At 65.3% G+C, this 19,049-nt stretch carries 16 protein-coding genes; 9 read left to right on the top strand and 7 right to left on the bottom strand.

What is annotated here, in order from left to right:
* Nucleotides 1-313 precede the first annotated feature (313 nt).
* Together B5X73_RS15030 and B5X73_RS21055 are read right to left on the bottom strand one after the other, a co-directional pair.
* The gene (locus B5X73_RS15030) at nucleotides 314-778 is read right to left on the bottom strand and encodes a heme-degrading domain-containing protein (protein ID WP_079522410.1); all 465 of its coding nucleotides are present in this window, start codon (nucleotides 776-778) and stop codon (nucleotides 314-316) included.
* Nucleotides 779-826: 48 nt separating this feature from the next.
* The gene (locus B5X73_RS21055) at nucleotides 827-994 is read right to left on the bottom strand and encodes a hypothetical protein (protein WP_156108705.1); all 168 of its coding nucleotides are present in this window, start codon (nucleotides 992-994) and stop codon (nucleotides 827-829) included.
* Nucleotides 995-1,341: 347 nt separating this feature from the next.
* Between B5X73_RS21055 and B5X73_RS15035 the strand changes: the two genes are divergently transcribed.
* Nucleotides 1,342-2,769: a sugar porter family MFS transporter gene (locus B5X73_RS15035; RefSeq protein WP_303048770.1), complete on the top strand. Its 1,428-nt coding sequence runs from the start codon at nucleotides 1,342-1,344 to the stop codon at nucleotides 2,767-2,769.
* Between the two features lie 61 nt (nucleotides 2,770-2,830).
* A complete protein-coding gene (locus B5X73_RS15040) occupies nucleotides 2,831-4,486 on the top strand; it encodes a glycoside hydrolase family 13 protein (protein ID WP_079522412.1) in 1,656 nt (551 codons plus the stop codon).
* 85 nt (nucleotides 4,487-4,571) lie between these two features.
* Here the strand turns inward: B5X73_RS15040 and B5X73_RS15045 are convergent, their stop codons facing one another.
* Nucleotides 4,572-5,576 (bottom strand): zinc-dependent alcohol dehydrogenase family protein, encoded by a 1,005-nt coding sequence (locus B5X73_RS15045; protein ID WP_079522413.1) that lies wholly within the window; start codon nucleotides 5,574-5,576, stop codon nucleotides 4,572-4,574.
* Between the two features lie 97 nt (nucleotides 5,577-5,673).
* Between B5X73_RS15045 and B5X73_RS15050 the strand changes: the two genes are divergently transcribed.
* The gene (locus B5X73_RS15050) at nucleotides 5,674-6,603 is read left to right on the top strand and encodes a LysR family transcriptional regulator (RefSeq protein ID WP_079522414.1); all 930 of its coding nucleotides are present in this window, start codon (nucleotides 5,674-5,676) and stop codon (nucleotides 6,601-6,603) included.
* Here the strand turns inward: B5X73_RS15050 and B5X73_RS15055 are convergent.
* Both B5X73_RS15055 and B5X73_RS15060 read right to left on the bottom strand, forming a co-directional pair.
* Entirely contained in the window at nucleotides 6,584-7,555 is a 972-nt protein-coding gene (locus B5X73_RS15055) for an MASE1 domain-containing protein (RefSeq protein ID WP_079522415.1), read from the bottom strand. The two genes, B5X73_RS15050 and B5X73_RS15055, sit on opposite strands and share 20 nt — an antisense overlap.
* A gap of 30 nt (nucleotides 7,556-7,585) precedes the next feature.
* Nucleotides 7,586-8,035: a MerC domain-containing protein gene (locus B5X73_RS15060; protein ID WP_079522416.1), complete on the bottom strand. Its 450-nt coding sequence runs from the start codon at nucleotides 8,033-8,035 to the stop codon at nucleotides 7,586-7,588.
* A 38-nt stretch (nucleotides 8,036-8,073) separates the two neighbouring features.
* Here B5X73_RS15060 and B5X73_RS15065 point away from each other — a divergent pair, with 38 nt between their 5' ends.
* The 6 genes from B5X73_RS15065 to B5X73_RS15090 are packed head-to-tail and all read left to right on the top strand — an operon-like array spanning nucleotide 8,074 to nucleotide 14,018.
* Nucleotides 8,074-8,595, top strand: a complete 522-nt coding sequence (locus B5X73_RS15065; protein WP_079522417.1) for a ZrgA family zinc uptake protein — start codon at nucleotides 8,074-8,076, stop codon at nucleotides 8,593-8,595.
* Nucleotides 8,592-9,296, top strand: coding sequence for an ABC transporter ATP-binding protein (locus tag B5X73_RS15070; protein ID WP_043694574.1), 705 nt, complete (start codon nucleotides 8,592-8,594; stop codon nucleotides 9,294-9,296). The genes B5X73_RS15065 and B5X73_RS15070 overlap by 4 nt, the downstream gene beginning before the upstream one ends.
* Entirely contained in the window at nucleotides 9,296-10,552 is a 1,257-nt protein-coding gene (locus B5X73_RS15075; RefSeq protein ID WP_079522418.1) for an ABC transporter permease, read from the top strand. Before B5X73_RS15070 ends, B5X73_RS15075 begins: the two co-directional genes overlap by 1 nt.
* Complete coding sequence (locus B5X73_RS20695; protein WP_176167857.1) at nucleotides 10,549-11,274, top strand: DUF3299 domain-containing protein; 726 nt, start codon at nucleotides 10,549-10,551, stop codon at nucleotides 11,272-11,274. Before B5X73_RS15075 ends, B5X73_RS20695 begins: the two co-directional genes overlap by 4 nt.
* On the top strand, nucleotides 11,271-12,044 hold the full coding sequence (locus B5X73_RS15085; RefSeq protein WP_139382801.1) for a hypothetical protein: 774 nt from the start codon (nucleotides 11,271-11,273) through the stop codon (nucleotides 12,042-12,044). Before B5X73_RS20695 ends, B5X73_RS15085 begins: the two co-directional genes overlap by 4 nt.
* 33 nt (nucleotides 12,045-12,077) lie before the next feature.
* Nucleotides 12,078-14,018 carry a CocE/NonD family hydrolase gene (locus B5X73_RS15090; RefSeq protein WP_079522495.1) on the top strand — a complete coding sequence of 647 codons (1,941 nt, stop codon included), beginning with the start codon at nucleotides 12,078-12,080 and terminating at the stop codon, nucleotides 14,016-14,018.
* Between the two features lie 60 nt (nucleotides 14,019-14,078).
* Here B5X73_RS15090 and B5X73_RS15095 read toward each other — a convergent pair whose 3' ends face one another.
* Together B5X73_RS15095 and B5X73_RS15100 are read right to left on the bottom strand one after the other, a co-directional pair.
* Nucleotides 14,079-15,725, bottom strand: coding sequence for a S53 family peptidase (locus B5X73_RS15095; RefSeq protein ID WP_176167859.1), 1,647 nt, complete (start codon nucleotides 15,723-15,725; stop codon nucleotides 14,079-14,081).
* A 298-nt stretch (nucleotides 15,726-16,023) separates the two neighbouring features.
* Nucleotides 16,024-18,957 (bottom strand): glycoside hydrolase family 35 protein, encoded by a 2,934-nt coding sequence (locus B5X73_RS15100; protein ID WP_079522421.1) that lies wholly within the window; start codon nucleotides 18,955-18,957, stop codon nucleotides 16,024-16,026.
* Nucleotides 18,958-19,049 lie beyond the last annotated feature (92 nt).

The following is a 19,049-nucleotide window of genomic DNA, read 5'->3' on the forward strand; positions in this document are numbered from 1 at the left end:
GTGTTCCCGGAAAGTGGTCGGGCAGGGGCCGCCCCCCGGTCGGGCCGGAGGAAGCGTCGTTTGGTCCATCGGTTGCCGAAAATACCCCTGTCCGGGAAGGATACGGCGAAGAACGGCACAACGCACAGGGGGTTATGTGACGGGCGTTGGCTTTTCGACGCGTTAGACTGAAATGACCCCTTTTTCGGAACCCTTTCACGCATGAAAACGGCTCTCGCCCTGAGTCATGTTCATTTCGAAGACGCAGGCCATCTCGAGGCCGCCCTCGAACGACGTGGCTATCGGGTGCGCTACTACGCGAGCGCGAGTTCGCCTAACGCTGGAGAAAGCGCGCAAGAACGTCCGTGACCAGCCGGTGGTCCTGCAACGATGGCATGCCGGATACCGTTATCGCGCCGATGACGCCGAGGCCGCGCAGGCGAAGCGGAAAGCCGCCACCGTCGGAAGCATGCTCCGCGGGCGACAGGCCGTAGCGCTCTTCGAGCGTCTGACTGGCTTTGGCGAGTTTCATGCCGACGACGAGGGTACTGGTACCGAGGGCGAGCACCGTATTGCGCTTGCGTCGCACCCAGTTGGCGTTGGCGATATCCGTGCCGGGCAGGGCGGTGTGGAACAGCACGCGGTCGCGCAACGCGATCTCGATCGCGACTTTCGCGGATCGCTGCACAGCCAGCTCGCGCAGTGCGCAACCGACGTCCCATGCCTGTTCAAGGCTCAGCGTGTCGAACTGCAGTCGCGCCTCTTCGGTCGCGAGTTCGTCGAGCGTCGGGTCGCTCATGGATCCCACCTCATGCGTTGTACGGATGAGGTGGGATTCTAGCGGGGACTACGCGTTGCCTCCCGACTTGGCCTTGCCCGGCCTGGCCGGATCGCGGGGCACTTCGGGCAGGGGCGCGCGACGCGAATGCGAATAGACGTAAGAGACGAAGGCGGCGGACGAACGGTCGGCCGGAGCACCCTTGGGGAAGCGATTTTCGGGTTTCTGCGGTGGCATGACATTCCATGATGGGGCGTGGGACCGCCCTGGCGAAGGCACGCGCAAGGGATGCTGTCCGGCGCACCGGACAGGTGCGTCCACCATGCGCCTTCACTTGTTAGTTACATGTAAGTTGGTGGGCGCTTCCGGGAGCGAATCGCGACCAAACGCCACACGTCTAAACGCTTCCTGAGCGCTGAAAAGCGCGTCTGAAATTTGAACCCTCCCACCGTGCTGAGCTAAGGTGGTCGCAGTTTCATCGGTTCCCCGCGTGCGCTCGACGTTGTTTTTCGCGCCGCGGCCGTGAACATTCTTCTCGCGCGTGTTGTCGCCGCGCCTCACTCCACTCGCTACGGGGGCACTTCTTGGACGCCAGTAAAGCAAATGAGATTTCAATCGATCTAAACCCTAAGGCCGCTTCGTGGCGCATGACTCTCGTGGCCATGCTCGCGGCGATTTCCGGCGGTCTCTACGGTTACGACACCGGCATCATTTCCGGTGCGCTGCTGCAGATATCGACCGAGTTCCAGCTCGATGCGCAGGCACAGGAAATCGTCGCCGCGGCCATCCTGCTCGGTGCGGTGATCGGTGCCCTCGCCAGTTCGCGCTTCTCGGTAAGCATCGGGCGTCGCCGCACCATCATCGCCGTCGCGATTCTGTATGTCGTCGGCGTGCTCGCCTCCGCCGTATCGCGAGGCGAGTGGGAACTCGCGCTTTCCCGTGTCTTCCTCGGCATCGCCGTCGGCGCCTGCACGCAGGTGGTGCCGACCTATATCGCCGAGCTGGCGCCTGCCGATCGTCGGGGACGACTGGTGACGTTCTTCAACGTGTCGATCGGTGTCGGCATTCTTCTTGCCGCCATCGTCGGCGTGGTGCTGCAGAACGACTGGACCTGGCGCTGGATGATCGGCGTCGCGGCGATTCCCGCGTTCCTGCTGTTCGTCGGCATGCTGTTTGCGCCGTTCAGCCCGCGCTGGCTGGTGGAGCAAGGCCGTGCCGACGAAGCGCACGACACGCTGATGCGCATCCGCGACAGCGAGTCGCAGGTGCGCCGCGAGGTGACGCAGATCGAGAAAGTGCTCGATCGCTCGCAGGCGCGCGGCGCCTCGCGCTGGCGCGATCTCGGCGCGAAGTGGCTCCGTCCGGCGGTGATCGCCGGGCTGGGTGTCGCGGCGTTCACGCAGCTTTCCGGTATCGAAATGATGATCTATTACACGCCGACGTTTCTGACGCAGGCAGGTTTTGGCCACTCATCCGCGCTGCTCGCGGCGCTGGGCGTCGCCATCACCTATCTTTTGATGACGCTGCTCGGCAAGCTGGTGGTCGATCATGTCGGTCGCCGCACGCTCACCTTGTGGATGATGCCGTTCGCCGCTATCGCGCTGGTGCTGCTGGGCGCGGTGTTTCACTTCAATCTCGGCGGCGATCATCGCGGCGCGCTCGTCGTGGCGTGTCTCATCGCCTTCATGATCTTCAACTCCGGCGGCATCCAGGTGATCGGCTGGCTGGTGGGATCGGAAATCTATCCGCTGCGCATCCGCGATCGCGCCACCGGCGCGCACGCGGCGATGCTGTGGGGTTCGAACCTGCTGCTGACCGGCACGGCGCTGTCGATGACGCACTGGCTCGGCGTGGGCGGCGCCATGTGGGTTTATGCGGGCCTGAACGCGCTCGGCTTCCTCTTCGTCTTCGTTTGTCTTCCCGAAACCAAGGGGCGTAGCCTCGAAGAGGTTGAAGAATCGCTGCATGACGGCACCTTTCTACCCTTGAAGAGCGAAACGCGCGCCGCGTGAACCGCTGGCGAGCGATGTTGTCCTTACACGAATACTGCGACCAGCCACGAGAGGAGACTTCATGACGCAGACGAATCTTGCACGATCCGCTCCGCAGGATGAGACCACGTGGTGGCGGCACGCCGTCATCTATCAGGTGTATCCCCGTTCGTTCGCCGACAACGATGGCGATGGCATCGGCGACCTTCCCGGCATCGCCTCGCGACTGCCGTATCTGGCGAAGCTCGGTGTGGATGCGATCTGGCTCTCGCCGTTCTACCGTTCGCCGCAGCACGATGCGGGCTACGACGTCTCGGATTATCGCGATGTCGATCCCTTGTTCGGCACGCTCGCGGACTTCGACCACATGCTGGCCGAGGCGCATCGTCTGGGCCTGCGGATCATCGTCGACCTCGTACCCAACCATACGTCCACCGAGCACGCGTGGTTCAGGGAGGCGGTCGCGACGTTGCCGGGCAGTGCCGCACGCCAGCGCTACATCTTCCGCGACGGCAAGGGTAAGGACGGTGAGCTGCCGCCGAACAACTGGCAGAGCATCTTCGGTGGCAACGCATGGTCGCGCGCACCGGGCGACAGCCAGTGGTATCTGCATCTGTTCGATCGCAGCCAGCCGGATCTCAACTGGGACCACCCCGAAGTGCGCTCCGACTTCGAGGACGTGTTGCGCTTCTGGCTGGACCGTGGCGTCGACGGTTTTCGCGTCGATGTGGCGCACGGCCTGATCAAGGCCGAAGGCCTGCCCGATTGGGCAGGGCAGACCTCGATGGTCGAAGGCGAGGAAGGTGCGCACTCCAACAACGGCCCGATGTGGGACCAGGAAGGCGTGCACGACGTGTATCGCCGCTGGCGTCAGGTGCTGGACGAGTACGACAACGACCGCATGATGGTGGCCGAGGCGTGGGTGCATCCGCCGCAGCGCCTCGCCCGTTATGTGCGCGCCGACGAAATGCAGCAGGCGTTCAACTTCGACTACCTGCTCACCCACTGGGATGCGCAGGCGTTTCGTGACGTGGTCACGCGCTCGCTGGCCGTGAGTGCCGAGGTGGGTGCACCGACGACGTGGGTGATGTCCAACCACGACACGGTGCGGCACACGTCGCGTTATGGCCTGAGCGTGCCGGGTGCGCGGCCGAAGGGCATCGACGCGGCCGGCGAGCAGCCGAACGAAGCGCTTGGCCTGCGCCGTGCGCGTGCGGCGGCGTTGCTGACGCTGGCGTTGCCGGGCTCGGCGTACATCTATCAGGGCGAAGAGCTCGGTCTCCCCGAGCACACAACGCTCGAGGCGGAGCATCGCCAGGATCCGGCATTCTTCCGGACCTCAGGCGAGGAGATCGGCCGCGACGGCTGCCGTGTGCCGCTACCGTGGCAGAGCGCGGCTCCCGCGTTCGGCTTCGGTCCGGGCACGGCGACGTGGCTGCCGCAGCCCGTGTCGTTCGCGCGCTATGCGGTGGATCGGCAGGAGGGCGATGCCGGCTCGACGCTGGAGCTGTATCGCGCGGCCTTGCGGCTGCGTCGTCAACGGCATCTCGGTAACGGCGAGTTGGTGTGGCGCGATGCGGAGCCGGGTGTTGTGGCTTTCGCCAACGGCGGCGTGCATGTGGTGGTGAACACCAATGATCATCCGGTCGCGCTGCCCGGCGGCGAGGTTCTGGTGTCCAGTGTGCCGCTGGACACTGGACACATGTTGCCGGCGAATTCGGCGGTCTGGTTGGGGTGACAGGCTGACACGACCGACAGGCTCGCTCCCACCACGGCAAGCTGCGGTGGGAGCTGACCCGGAGCGATGCTCTTGGCCCTGTCCCTCAGTCGATCCGAATGACCACCTTGCCGACGTGTCCCGCGTCGGCAAGGTAGTGAAAGGCCGCCTTCGCGTCGTCGAAAGCGAATACCTTGTCGATGACCGGTTTGATCCCCGCCATCTCAATGGCCCGCACCGCGGCGGCGAAGTCGCTCACCGATCCCGTGTTGTTGCCGAGGATCGATATCGTCTTCAGCTGGATGGGGAGCACGGGGATCGTCAGTTCCGCGCCGCCTACGAAACCGATGACGAAGATCGTGCCTGCGAAGGCGACGGCATTCATGGACCGGGGGAACGTGGCCGCACCGACGGATTCGATCACCAGGTCCGCACCCCTGCCTTGGGTCAGTTCGAGCACGCGCTCGTCCCACGCGGGCGTGGTCGTGTAGTTGATGACCTCGTCGGCGCCGAGCTTCCGGGCTCGTTCCAGCTTGTCGTCGGACGACGATGTGATGATCACGCGAGCCCCGGCGGCCTTCGCCAGCTGCAGCGCGAACAGGCTCACGCCACCGGTGCCAAGCAGGGCGACGGTCGAGCCCGGACGCACGTGGCCTTTGACGAGGCCGTTCCAGGCCGTGGTCGCGGCGACGGGCAAGGTCGCGGCCTCTTCCCACGTCAGTCCATCCGGAATACGGACAAGCGACGACGCCGGGGCGACCGTGTATTGCGCGAGGGAACCCGGGACGGTGACGCCGCGAACGGCGTCATGCGACGAAGGCTGAATCGGGCCGGCGAGCCAGCGAGCCATCAGCGCGGGCGCGACACGATCGCCCACCGCCCAGCCTTCCACACCATCGCCCAGCCCGGCGATTTCGCCGGCGCCATCGGCCACGGGAATCCGCGGAAAGTGGTCGGGGCCGAAGTCGCCGCGGGCCACCGCGACGTCCAGGAAGTTGAGACTCGCGGCGCGTAGCCGGATGAGAACGTCGCCCGGACCGGGCTGCGGCGTCGGCAGCTCGCTCGCGGTGAGGGAGTCGATGGAAGCGGATGTCAGCTGAAAGGCTCGCATGGCGGCGTCTCCGGGTTGGGGGATGCGATCAGTGTGAGGGGTTCCCGGTGCGCAAAATCGGTGGTAGAAGCAAGACATTCCTGCACCGGATGCAATAATGGACGCGCTCGAAGCCGACCAGCTGCTCACCTTCCTTGCCGTGGTCGACACGGGGAGCTTCACGGCCGCCGCCCGCCGGCTGGAGCGGGATGCCTCCGTCGTATCGCGCCGTGTGGCTGCCCTCGAGGCACGTCTCGGCATTCGCCTGCTCGAGCGATCGACCCGGCGGGTAAGCGCGACCGAAGCGGGCATGCAATTTCGCGAGCGCGTGCGGCAGGCGATGGACCTGGTGCGGACGGCCGAGGACGAGGCGCGCGATTTCGCCGATGCGCCATCTGGGTTGCTGCGAGTCACCCTGGCACCGGCTTTCGGACGCATGTGGGTCGCGCCGCGACTCACGGAGTTTCTGGCGCTGCATCCCTCCGTGCGTATCGAGGCGAGCTTCAGCGACCGCTATGTCGACATGGTCGCGGAGGGCTTCGACGTGGCGGTGCGCATCGGCGAGATGAAAGACAGCCGACTGATCAGCCAGCGCGTCGCACCCGCCGGTCGGATGATCTGCGCTGCGCCATCGTACCTGGAGCGACGGCCGCCGTTGACGACGCCCGACGATCTGACCCGGCACGACTGCCTCGGTTTCACGCCGATGTTCACGCACCCCGTATGGCATCTGCAGCGCGGCCGCGAGGAACGGGCGGTGAAAGTGGCGGGACGTATCGAGTCGGACGACATACACGCCCTCGTCAGTGCCGCCGTCGCCGGGGCAGGCGTGCTGATGGCCGCCGACTGGCTCGTGGCGCATGAGCTTGCGGATGGACGTCTCGTCCCTGTACTCGACGGGTGGCGGGCGAAGGGCGAGACAGGCATCTATGTCATCCGTGCGTCGACGCGTCACGCACCGGCGAAGACCCGTGCCTTTGTCGAGTGGCTGGCGGAGGTGTTGGCGCCGGCCCCCTGGGGCTATCCAGTCAGCCCGCCGTCGCCGTGACGCGGCCCGCGTGGCGTTCGCGCGTACGCCGCGCGATGGGCATGCCGATCAGCAAGGCGCCTGCCATGGCGATGCACATGACCACCTGCGCCTCGATGATCGACACGTCGGTCGACTCGCCTGCCGTCGACATCACCGCCGCGAGGGCGAGGACGCCGGCGAGCGCGCCGCCCTGCCAGCCGAAGCGCAGCGTCAGCGCGAGCACCGGCAGCATCGCGCACAGACGAAGCGCCTGCAGCTCCGCGCCGTGCAGGTGCAGACGTTCTTGTATAAGCACTATCCCGATCCAGCCGGCCAGGCAAAGTGCGACGAGCGCGCTGGTGAGCGGGATGTTTCGCACGCGTCGCCAGGCACCGGACCGTCCCGCGTTGAACACATCCTTCAAGGCGAACAACGCCGGCACGACGGGTACCATCCCGCAGAAGTCACCCAGCAGATAGGCGTAGAAGGAGTCGCGCAGATAGATGGTCGGCGATGTACCGCGGGAGGCATCGATAGCCGCGCTGAGTCCGGCCGTATCGACCACTGCGCTGCCAAGTGCGCATGCCGCGGCTACCAGCAGGACGCTGGGAAGGTGGATCTCCCCGTCACGGAACGGAAACGGGCCCCGTCGCCGGGCCAGCATGACCAGCGGCATACAGACGATCATCAGGGGAATCCCGCCGAGAATGGCCCACTCCAGGCCGAACCGTCCGGCGTTGATCGCGCATTTCTGAATGAGCGGCGCCCACTCGCCCACGATCAGGGCGGGCCAGTAGCGACGAGGAACCAGCAGGATCGCCGCGAGGCGAAGCCCAGCCATCAGATTCCACTGGCTGGATGGCGATATGTAACGGGCTATCTCATATACCGCGGCGTAGGCCGCCGCTACGGCAAGAAACGCACTGCCGGAGATCCACCTGGGTTCCGCGCTCAGGGCAGGGTGTGTCCGTGTGTGGCTCGCATTCGACATCCACGTAGTGTAACGAGCGGAGCGGCGGCTTCACAAAACGTCACGCCTTACCGATCGGACGCACTTCACGTTCCACGTATGCGCGGTGACGAGCAGGGCGCCGCCCAGCATGACGCCGCCGGTGTGCATCCACCCGTCGGCCCACGCGGCGAAGTACCACGCGGCGAACAAGGTCGCGATGCCGGCTGCGGCCAGCGCGGGCGGTCCGGCTCGCCGGTGTCGCCGCCATGCCCTGACCATGGCGAGCGTGCTGATAAACGCGCCGGTCGCAATGAACCAGGGCTCCAGACTGATCAGCCGCAGCAGTGCCATGGCGAGCTCGCGGTGGGGCGATGCGAACGAATACAGGGCGAGGTAGAGCGACGGTACGGCGAACAGGACCAGGGGCAGGGCGAGGCAGTGGATAGCGCACCCGATCGCCCAGAAAGAGGCGAAACGATCGAGTGACGAGGAGGGCTGGCGCGACGCGATGCTTGTCATGTAACTTATGTTATAACATAACAATAAGAGGTGATGGCATGGCTGTGCGTTGGTGGGTGCTGCTCGGCAGCGTGCTTGTGACTGGCGCAGCTGGCGCGGAAGTCCGGCATGTGGGTGCGCACGTGCACGGACGGGCGACGGTCGATATCTCGATCGAGAACAACATGGTCGCCGCCGAGCTCGATCTGGCCGGGCACGACGCCGTCGGCTTCGAACATCCGCCGGGCACACCGCCGGAGCGGGCGGCACTCGCTCGTGCGAAGGCGGTGTTGCAGTCGGGGCGTTGGCTGGAAGCGGAACGCGCCGCGGATTGCCACGTCGCCGAGGCACACGTCGACGCCAGTGGTTTCGATGCTAAGGACACCTCGGGCGCGCACGCCGAGCTGCACGCCGACTATCGGCTGCTTTGCGCGCACCCGGACAAGCTCGACGCGTTCGATGTGCGACTGGTCGAAACGTTTCCTTCGCTGCAGACCGTCGTAGTCAACGTGCTGTCCGCGAACGGTAGTCACCAGCAGGTGCTCGACCCCGGCGTCGTACGGGTGGACGTGCAGCCATGATTCCTTACGGCGATGAGGTGCTGCTGCGGTGCAGAGGCCTGCGTTTCGCGTGGCCGTCTTCCGATACGGTACTGATGCTGGACGATTTCCACGTCGCCTCCGGCGAGCGGCTGTTCCTGTGCGGGCCCAGCGGCAGTGGGAAAAGTACCTTGCTCGGGCTCATCGCAGGCGTCCTCTCGCCAGCCGCCGGTGAAGTGAATGTGCTGGGTACGCCGTTGTCGTCGCTGAGCGCCTCGGCGCGGGACCGCTTCCGTGCGGACCACCTCGGTTACATCTTCCAGCAGTTCAACCTGCTGCCCTTTCTGGATCCGGTCGAAAACGTACTGCTCGGGTGCGCGTGGTCGCCCGCGCGTACGGCACGCGCAGGCGATGCGCGTATCGAAGCGTCGCGACTGCTCGGCGCCCTTGGCCTCGATCGGCGCACCCTGTCGCGACGAAAAACCAGCGAGCTCAGCGTCGGACAACAACAGCGCGTGGCCGCCGCGCGTGCCCTCATCGGTGGCCCTGAACTGATCGTCGCCGACGAGCCGACCTCGGCGCTAGACACCGCCGCACGGGACAGCTTTTTGCAACTCCTCCTGGGCGAGTGCACGCGGCACGGCACCGGCGTGGTCTTCGTCAGCCATGACATGTCACTGGCGCGCCATTTCGATCGTGCCCTGGCGCTGGGCAACCTTCCTTCCCACCAGCTGGTCGCCTGATGAACGTCTTCAGCATCACTTTGAAAAGCCTGCGCCAGCGTCGCACCGGTGTCGCGCTGACCGTGATCACCATCGCCCTCAGTGTTTTTCTGCTGCTGGGCGTCGAGCGCGTCCGCACCGACGCGCGGCAGAGTTTCGCCAGTACCGTCTCCGGGACCGACCTGCTCGTCGGCGCACGCTCCGGTCCTGTGAACCTGCTGCTGTACGCGGTCTTCCATGTGGGGGAGGCGACGAACAACATCACGTGGAAGACCTATCAGGACATCCGTGCGATGCCTGAAGTGGCCTGGACCGTGCCGCTGTCGCTGGGCGATTCGCACCGGGGTTTCCGGGTCACGGGCACGACCTCCGATTTTTTCCTGCACTACCGCTATGGGGCACGCAAGCCGCTGGCATTCGCGGCCGGACATGCCTTTTCCGACCTTTACGACGCGGTGATCGGCGCGGAGGTCGCGCGTCGTCTGCACTATGGCGTTGGAGACACCATCGTCCTCGCTCATGGGCTGGGCGGCCCAGCAACGGCGCTGCATTCGGACAAGCCGTTTCGTATCTCGGGCGTGCTGGCGCCGACGGGCACACCGGTCGATGCGACGATCGCGGTGAGTCTGGAGGCGATCGAGGCTATTCACGTGGACTGGCGCTCCGGGGTCCGTCTGCCGGGAATGGCGTCCAGCGCCGATGAGGCGCGACACAGGGACCTGACGCCGAAGGCGATCACCGCCTGCCTGGTCGGGCTGCGCTCGCGCCTTTCGGCCTTCGCCGTGCAGCGTGCGCTGAACGAGTATCCCGACGAGGCGCTGCTCGCGGTGCTGCCGGGCGTCGCGCTGGGCGAGCTGTGGCACTTGCTGGGTACCGCTGAGAATGCCCTGCGCGTGGTCAGCGCGATGGTGGTGCTGGTCGGTATCTCGGGCATGTTGACGGCCCTGCTGGCGATGCTCAACGAACGACGTCGTGAAATGGCGGTACTGCGCGCGGTGGGGGCATCCACGCGCACGGTCTTCGCGTTGCTGGTCGCGGAGAGCACCTTGCTGACTCTTATCGGCATGATCGCGGGCGGGGTCCTGCTGTTTGCGGTGACACTGCTGGCGCACGATTATCTGCTGGCGAACGCGGGCATCGTGCTTAATGCCACGCCCTCGGCGCAGGAAGGGTGGTTGCTGTTGAGCGTGCTGGTGCTCGGTTCGTTGTCGGGATGCATTCCGGGATGGATCGCGTATCGACGTTCCCTGGCCGATGGCCTGCAGGTGCGCCTGTGATCGCGCGCCTGTGCTGTCTCGCCTTTGCTCTGTGCGTTGCGGGATGTGCTCGCGACGGTACTGACGACGCCGCGGCGCAGGGCCCGGCGACGGCGGCGACATCCGAGCTCGCGCGTGCGCAGGCGGCCGCCGATGAAGGTCGCGCGCGACGAGCCAGAGCGGGTGCTGACGGTATCGCTGCGGCGAATGCTTTCGCGGCGTCGCGTGGCAACGCGGCCGTGGCGGCAGCTCCCGCCGCACCCCTGCTCGGCCTGCCGGACGAAAACGGATTCGCCGATCTCGACTGGAGCCGGATGGTGCCACCGGAGGATTTCAAGGCGCTGGAGGACGCACCTCCGGTGCTGCACGTCGGCAATCAGCGTATGAAGCAGGTCGGTACCTTGCATACCGTGGCCGCGCTCGACGGCAGGAAGATCCGCTTGCCCGGCTATGTCGTGCCACTGGAGACGGATGATGACGGCAGGATGACCGAGTTCTTCTTCGTGCCGTTTTACGGCGCGTGTATCCACGTCCCTCCGCCGCCACCGAACATGCTGGTGCACGTGCGCCTGGCGAAGGGCATCGATACGCCGAGCCTCTACGACCCGGTGACGCTGAAGGGCGTGATGCACACCCAGGTGACCGAGAACGCGATGGCCGCTTCCGCGTACGCGATGGACGGCGCCACCATCGAGCCGTATCGCAACGACGACGAAGAGCGCCTGAGGCGTGCGTTCGAATGAAGGTGCCATGGGCGGGGCGACCGCGGGTGTGGATGCTTGTCGCGGGTATCGTGACGGCGGCGCTGGTGGCGTTGCTTTCGATCGCGGGACCGCCCGATATGCCGCCGGCAAGGCGGCATGCGGTTGGGAAGACCGCCTCCGCGACCACGAACGCGACGGCACGGGTGGTCGCTGTAAGTGCCCAGGGCAGCGGCACGGACCGGCTCGGTCCACTCCTGCGGGCGAACGAGGCGTTCGCTCAGGACACGGTCTTCCTCGTAGCCGCGTCCGTGCGCGCCCGCTGCGATACTGCCCACGCGCATGACCTCGCCGCCATGGCGGCGCAAGCCCGGCTGCCGATGCTGGCGGGCGTGACCGAGGCGATCGGCGAGCAGACCGATATGCGTGATTATCTGCTGGCCGCCGTGCGCGACCTCGCACAGCGCGCACCCTGCTCAGGATCCTTCGATATGAGCGTCGGTGACTTTGTGCAGCGGGTCGACGTGGTCCGCTACGCGGCGGCTTTTCCGGACAGTTACTTCGATCCCGCGATGACCGCGACGCCGCAAGAATTCGCGGGGCGGTCTCTCGCTGACCGCGCACACGACGAATGTGGCAAGGTGGCTTACGCGGTGCTGCCGCTCGATGCGCCTCGTGCATGGCAATGCGCGGGGCTCCGGGCCCAGGGACGAACGCGGGTGAGGGCCCTTTGCCAGCAGATCGGCGAGGCCGACACCGCCGCCGTACAGATCCGGGAGGCTGTCGGACGCATGCCTCCCACGTGCCAGTAAGTCCATGCCCAACCAGGAATCGCCTTGAAAGCCATCTCGACGCTCCGTTACTCCCTGCTGGTCACCGCTTTGTCCGCCGTCGTCGCCACCTCGACCTTCGCCGGCGATGCTCCGCCACCCGCCAGGGGCACGTATCCGGCATTGCCCAGCGAAACGCCGGCCGACTTCAAGCCGACGTACGACGGTTTCGACTACGAAACGCGTGACGTGATGATCCCCATGCGTGACGGGGTCAAGTTGCACACGGTGATCCTGGTGCCCAAGGGCGCGAAGAACGCGGGTATCCTGTTCACACGCACGCCCTACGACGCGTCCGAAATGACCAGCGCGGTCGAGAGCGGTCACCTCGGAGTAGCGGTCAGTCACGACGACGACGCCAGCGATGTGCTCGTGCAGGACGGTTACATCCGCGTCGCGCAGGACATTCGCGGCAAGTACGGTTCGGAAGGCGATTACGTGATGAATCGTCCGCTGCGCGGGCCGCAGAACCCGACTCCGGTCGACGATTCCACCGATGCCTACGACACCATCGACTGGCTGGTGAAACACGTGCCGGAGAGCAACGGCCGTGTGGCGATTCTCGGTATTTCATACGACGGTTTCGAACCGCTGATGGCGCTCGTGCATCCGCATCCCGCCCTGAAGGCGGCCGTGCCGATGAACCCAATGGTCGATGGCTGGATGGGCGACGACTGGTTCCATCACGGCGCGTTCCGTCAGCAGAACCTCGAATACATCTACGAGCAGACCGCCTCGCGTAAAAACACGCACAAGTGGTGGAACAACTACGCGGACGACTACCAGTTCTTCCTGGAAGGCGTGTCGGCCGGCGCGATCGCGAAGCGCTACGGGATGGAACAGCTGGGCTTCTGGAACAAGGTGGCGCAGCATCCGGCCTACGATGCGTTCTGGTCCGATCAGGCGGTGGACAAGGCGCTGGCCCGCGAACCCGTCAAGGTGCCGACGATGCTGGTGGCGAGCCTGTGGGATCAGGAAGACATCTACGGTGCCTTTGCCGTTTACAAGGCGATGAAACCGCACGACGACGCGCACAAGCTCTTCCTCGTGGCGGGCCCATGGTTCCACGGCCAGGAAGTGCGCGACGGCAGCAGCCTGGGCGCAGTCCGCTTCGGCACGGACACCGGACTCTACTTTCGCCAGAAGATCCTCCGTCCGTTCCTCGCGCACTTCCTGAAAGACGCGCCGGCCACGACAGCGCCGGTCAACGCCTATGTCACCGGCGAGAACCGTTGGGAGACGGGTCCGGCATGGCCGATGGACGCGACGGGCGGTTCACGGCCGACGCGGCTCGTGCCTGGTCCGGATGGCACTCTTGCGCTGGGCGCAGGGGCGGGAGAGCCGTCCGCTACGGCGCAGTACGTTTCCGATCCGGCACATCCGGTGCCGTACCGTCCGCGTCCGGTCGGTCCGATGTCGGGTACGGGCTGGCAGCACTGGCTGACCAGCGACCAGCGCGAGGCGGCATCGCGCCCCGATGTGCTGACCTTCACGACCCCGGTGCTTACCGCGCCGGTCCGCATCAGCGGCGAGCCGAACGTTCACCTCGTGGCCAGCACCAGCGGTACGGACAGCGACTGGGTGGTGAAGCTGATCGATGTCTATCCCGATCAGGTCGCCGAGCAGCCGGAGATGGGCGGCTACGAACTCGGCATCGCGATGGATATCTTCCGTGGCCGTTATCGGGAAGGCTTCACCGTCGGCAAGCCGATTACTCCCAACGTGCCGCTGGCGTATGACTTCCGTCTGCCGAACGCCAACCATGTGTTCGAGCCCGGCCACCGGATCATGATCCAGGTACAGTCCAGCTGGTTCCCCCTGTACGACCGCAATCCGCAGACCTTCGTACCCAACATCCTGTTCGCGCAGCCGGCGGACTTCCAGCCGGCGACGCAGAAGGTATCGCTGGGTGGAGCGGACGGCACGTATATCGAGTTGCCTGTCACGGGTTCCTGACGCGGTTGACCCGGGGGCAGGGACGCTCGGAAACGGGGCGGCCGAGGCCGCCCCGTCCCGTTAGGGATTGCTCGCGTTGATGAAGCCGGGATTGGCGGCGATGAAGTTAGCCACCGCCTGGATGTCGAAGCTTCCCCAGCCGGTCGCCAGGTCGTAGCCCTTGGTGGCGGAATAGCCTCCGTTGGTGCCGCTGGCGACGTCGTGCAACGGCAGCGGGGTGGTGGTCGACCTGGCATAGGCGTAGATCGCCGGCGGCGCGAAGCCGATGGCGTTTGCGTTCGCGCTTTCGAGGCGTGCCCACGATCCGCTGAACAGCGGCGCGGCCAGACTCGTGCCACCGTTGGCGTAATAGCCTGACGTGCCCACACCCGAGGTCGAACTCTTGGTCAGGTAGAAGATGATGGGCGAGTTGTCCCAGTCCGCATCGAACGCAAGGTCAGGCACCTGGCGGTGCGCACCCGTCTGCCAGGATGGCGTCGCTTCCGCGGTGCTGGTTCCGCCGCCGCTGTACGGCCAGCTGGTTTCCGACACGTAGTTGTCGGAGGTGTCGGTGTTGAGCGTCGTGCCACCGATCGCGGCAACGTACGGTGAGCTCGCAGGGTAAGACACGCTCAGGATGGTCTTGCTGCCGTAGGCACCGTTTTCGCTGGCGTTGCAGGGATACGAGCCGTTATCGCCCGACGACGCGACGAACGTCTGACCCTGCGAGACACCGAGCTGGAAGACGGAATCCGCGAAGCCCTTGGTGGTGCTGCCGCATTCCGCCGCACCCCACGACATGTTGAGCACCTTGGCGGTGTTGTCGCTGACCGCGCGGTTGAGCGCCTTGAGGATCGCCGAGTTGGAGTTGGTGCCCGACGTGTAGAAGGTCAGGCTTTTGACGCCGCCGCTCACGCCGGTGATCGCCTGAGCGTCCATGGCCCATTCCACCTGGCCCGAATCATCGCTGCTCGACGCGGTGGCGACGATGGAACTGGGGACGGCGGGAAGGCCCTTGTCCGAGATGAAGTGGGCGAGGTCGGCCTGCGCGTTGGTCATGCTGCCCCAGCCGATGACGGCGGCAGCGGTTTTGCTGGCGCGGGCCACGGTGCCCGCGTGATAGACCGTCGCGAATTCCTGCGGGTAGTACCCATGGCCGCCACTGGATGTGGTCACGTACGCCGGTTTCAGCTGCGCGGCCGGCAAGGAATAGGTCTGCATCTTCCGGGTGGTGTCGAGGCCGACCACCTGGTCGATCTGGCTCAGTTCCGCCGGTACCTGCACGGCGCTGTCGTTGGCGATGCCGTTCACGCCTTGCACGTTGAAGCGAGCGATCGTCGTACGGAAAGCGGAACGTGCCTTGCCTACGTCACCATCGGCGGTGACGAGCAGGCGGTTCGGTGCGATTTCGACGTTGGTGAAACCCTGCTTTTTGAGGTACGCCGCGACCGCTTCAGCCTGCTCGGCGGTGGGCGAGAAGGTGGCCTCACTCTGCTCCTTCGTCAGGAAACGGTGGTAAACGAGGCTGTTGGGTCGGAACAGTTCACGCGTGTAGTTGTTCAAGGCGTCAGGATCGCGCACCTTGAGCGACACCGCGATCGATACGGTCTGGCCGTCTTCGGCGTAACCCTGGAACTGTGCGGCACCGGACTGGAAGGCCTCGGTGCGGGTGGATGCCCATGCCTGCGTCGACGAATCCGCCGCGCTTGCCGCGAATGGAACACTCAAAGCCAGTATCAGTGAAGTGGCAAGCAAACGACGCTCGCCATGATGCTTTGCACGCTGCCCGTGGTTCTGCATGTTGGTCCCTCTGGATGACTGGGCGGCTGAATCCCCCTGTAGCCATCGGACGCGCCGCAGTATCGTCCGCTGGCGTTTCCTCCTGTGTATGAACTGTGTCTTTGGATCGTCACATGCGTCGTCCGTGCGGAATTGACTACGACGTCCCACTTTCGGCGTACTTCGTTCGAAAGATCTTGCGCTTTTGTCGATCGTCTTTAGCCGACGGCACGACACCTCGCCGGTATCAGCGCGCCTTGCCGGACTTCGGTGCCCGCATGACGTCCCGATAATCCGGCGCCTTGACCGACTTCGAAACGAGCGACGTACGGTAGTTCCCCTGCATCACGAGCGACACTTCGCCGAGGCCGCCGTCGTGCGCCGTGCTCCACGACGCGATGGCGATGGTGTTTTCGCCGCGCTGGTTGAGCAGGCCGGAGGGCAGCTCGAATTCCGTCTGCGGACCTACGTCGCTGATGTAGCGCCCGATCTGCCAGCCGTTGATGAAGACGACGGCACGGTAGTGATGCGGCGCGATATCGTGGATGCGCAGGGCGATCGGTACGTCCTGATCGGCGGGGAGATCGAGCCGGAACGAGGTCCGGTACCAGTCGACGCCAGGTTTATCGGTACTCGCTGGCAGTGTCGTCCTCGCCCATTGACCATCCGGGAATCCGGGCAATTGCCAGCCCATCCGCTCGCCGTAAAGGCCACCCGCGTTGAATGGACCACGCACGGGGTCGGGCAGTGTTTCGCCACCGGCGTTGCCCTGAATCTTCCAGTGGATGTCGTCCGCAGGCCCGGCGAAGGTCGCCGAGATCAGGCCGCGCGGCTCGCGGAACGTGCCGCTGCGTTCTTCCTGAAGATGCCCCTGGTTGTCGACCAGCACGGCAAGCACGTTGTCTCCGTCCTTCCTGAGCCAGTCGGGATCGATGGCAAACTGCTGTGCGCCACTGGGGTTGTTGCCAAGGAAATGCCCATTGAGCCAGGCGGTGAAGATGCCGCGGTTACCCAGGTGAACACCCATGCTGGCGGACAAGCGGATGGCGGTTTCCTTCCCGGTCGCGCGGAAATGGCCGCGGTACCACACGTTGCCGTGATGGAAACCGTACGCGTCGCTGTCGAGGATCGGCAGCGTGTGCGCCCAGTAAGGATTGGGCGAGCTGGTGCGATCGGTGGGGAGCCAGTCGGCATCGTCGAACCCGGGATCGATCTCCGGCGAACCGTTCGAGACATGCCACGTGGTCAGTGCCGGCAGCGTCACGGGTACCGGGCCATCGAGGTGGCCGAGCAGGCTGCCCGATGGTGTCGTGGTTACCGGAACCGTTTTGCCGTTCCACGACAGGCCGCGAGTGGTCGCCGGCGCAAACAATTCGACGTCGCCCGCCTCTTCCGTATCACCGTTGAGGTAAACACGGTCGCCTTCGGCCCTGGCATGGCGAACCAGATAGGAGCCACGCACGAGAACGGGGCCATCCTTCGTATCTGCCTGCCAGAAGCGTTTCGCCGCATCGTTGTCGCCGATCAGGAGCAGCAGCGATCTGTCGCCATCGTGTATGAGCACGCGGGCAAGATCGTCATGCCGATAGTTGAGCCGGAGCGTGTGCGTTGCAGGGTCCCAGTGCGTGGCGACCTTGCCCGCTATGACCTCGCTGTTCGGCTCCGAGCCGAAGCGCAGGACGGTTTCGCCGTCTTCACCGTGACGACCGTAGAGCAGCGCGATGTCACGATCGCCGATGGTCAGGTCGGTCATCAGTTCGGAGGTGGAGTAGGCCAGATCCTGGCGACCGAACCGATAGTTGGCCAGCAAGATCTTCGAATCCCGGCCATCGATATGGATGGCCGTTCCCGCTTGCTGGGGAATCGTTGTCTCGTGGGCGCCCGATGGATCGGTGGCGATCGTCAGGTGAGTGGCGTCGTTCGTGGTGTCCTGCGGCTCGGCGTGTCGCAGGATGTAAAAGCGTGTGCCGTCGTCGGGATTGATCCGCGCCACGACCTTCAGTCGCGGATTGGTCGGCACATGGGTGCCGGTGGCATCGGTCCGTGCCAGCGGTGCGACGGCACGCGTCATTAAGCCAAGGAGCTTCTGCTGGTCGTACTTACTCGTCAGCTGGCGACTTGCCGTGATCGCCGCGCCGTAGTCGTACGACGTATACACGCCCGGTGACGACAACCAGCCCCAGTTGGTCCCGCCGTAGGTCATGTAGAAGTTCTGCATCGTCGAGCCGGCGGCCATCATCGACTCGTAGAACACGCGCTCGAAGGCGGGGCCGGTGAACTTCCGGCAGGCTTCGTAGCCCGGTCCGCCCCAGGTATCGAACGCGCCGCCCTGATACTCGGGGAAGAACAGCGGCACATGCGTCAGCTCACGGCGCTCCTCGCTGAAGTCGTAGATGCCGTTCCAGCGGTCGGGACGTGTGCAGTCGAAATCGAGCGGGTACGAATCCTGACCGGGGATGTCCGTGGCGCCCAGACCCTCGACGAAATTGCCGTTGTGGTTGCCGGTGAGCGGCACGGTGATGCCATCGGCGCGCGCCTCGTCTTCGAGGTTTTGCATATAACGGCGGGTATCGGGGTTCTCGTCATACAGCTCGTTCTCGACCTGGTAGAGCAGCACCGTCCCGCGGCCGTCGGTCATCTGATGCCGCGCGATGATGCGATCGATCTGCGTCATCCACTCGCGGTACGCCGCGGTGTATTCCGGCGACGTGGTGCGCGGTTTGCCGGCGGTGGTCACCAGCCAGGCAGGGAATCCGCCGGCGTCCGTTTCCGCATTGATGTACGGGCCCGGGCGCGCGATGACGTAGATACCGACGTCGCGGGCCATGTCGAGCAGGCGGTCGACGTCGCGGATGCCGCTGAAGTCATAAACCCCACGCTCAGGCGAGTGGTAGCCCCAGTGGAAGTAGATCTCGACCGCGTTGAAGCCCGCGGCCTTCATCTTCTGCAGGACATCGAGCCAGAGATCGGGCGAGGGCAGGCGCCAGTAGTGAAAGGAGCCCGACCACAGATAGGTAGGCTTGCCGTCGATGATGAGGGAGTAGCGGTCGTAGGTGACCGTGTGCCCGGGCGGCGCGTCGACCCCGAGGCCGGGCAGCGGATTCAGCGCGCCGAGGGTAAGCGCCGCGAGGCTGAGCATCCGCGATACACGGCGGCCGTAACGGCCACGGACAGTACTCATCCCCACCTCCAGTCGACCACGGCGCCCGATGCGGCATCGGGCAGAGCGTGGGGCAAACTGGGTAGTTATGCAAGTTTGGGCGATTTGACTCC

The organism is Luteibacter sp. 22Crub2.1, from assembly GCF_900167995.1.
Lineage (GTDB): Bacteria > Pseudomonadota > Gammaproteobacteria > Xanthomonadales > Rhodanobacteraceae > Luteibacter > Luteibacter mycovicinus.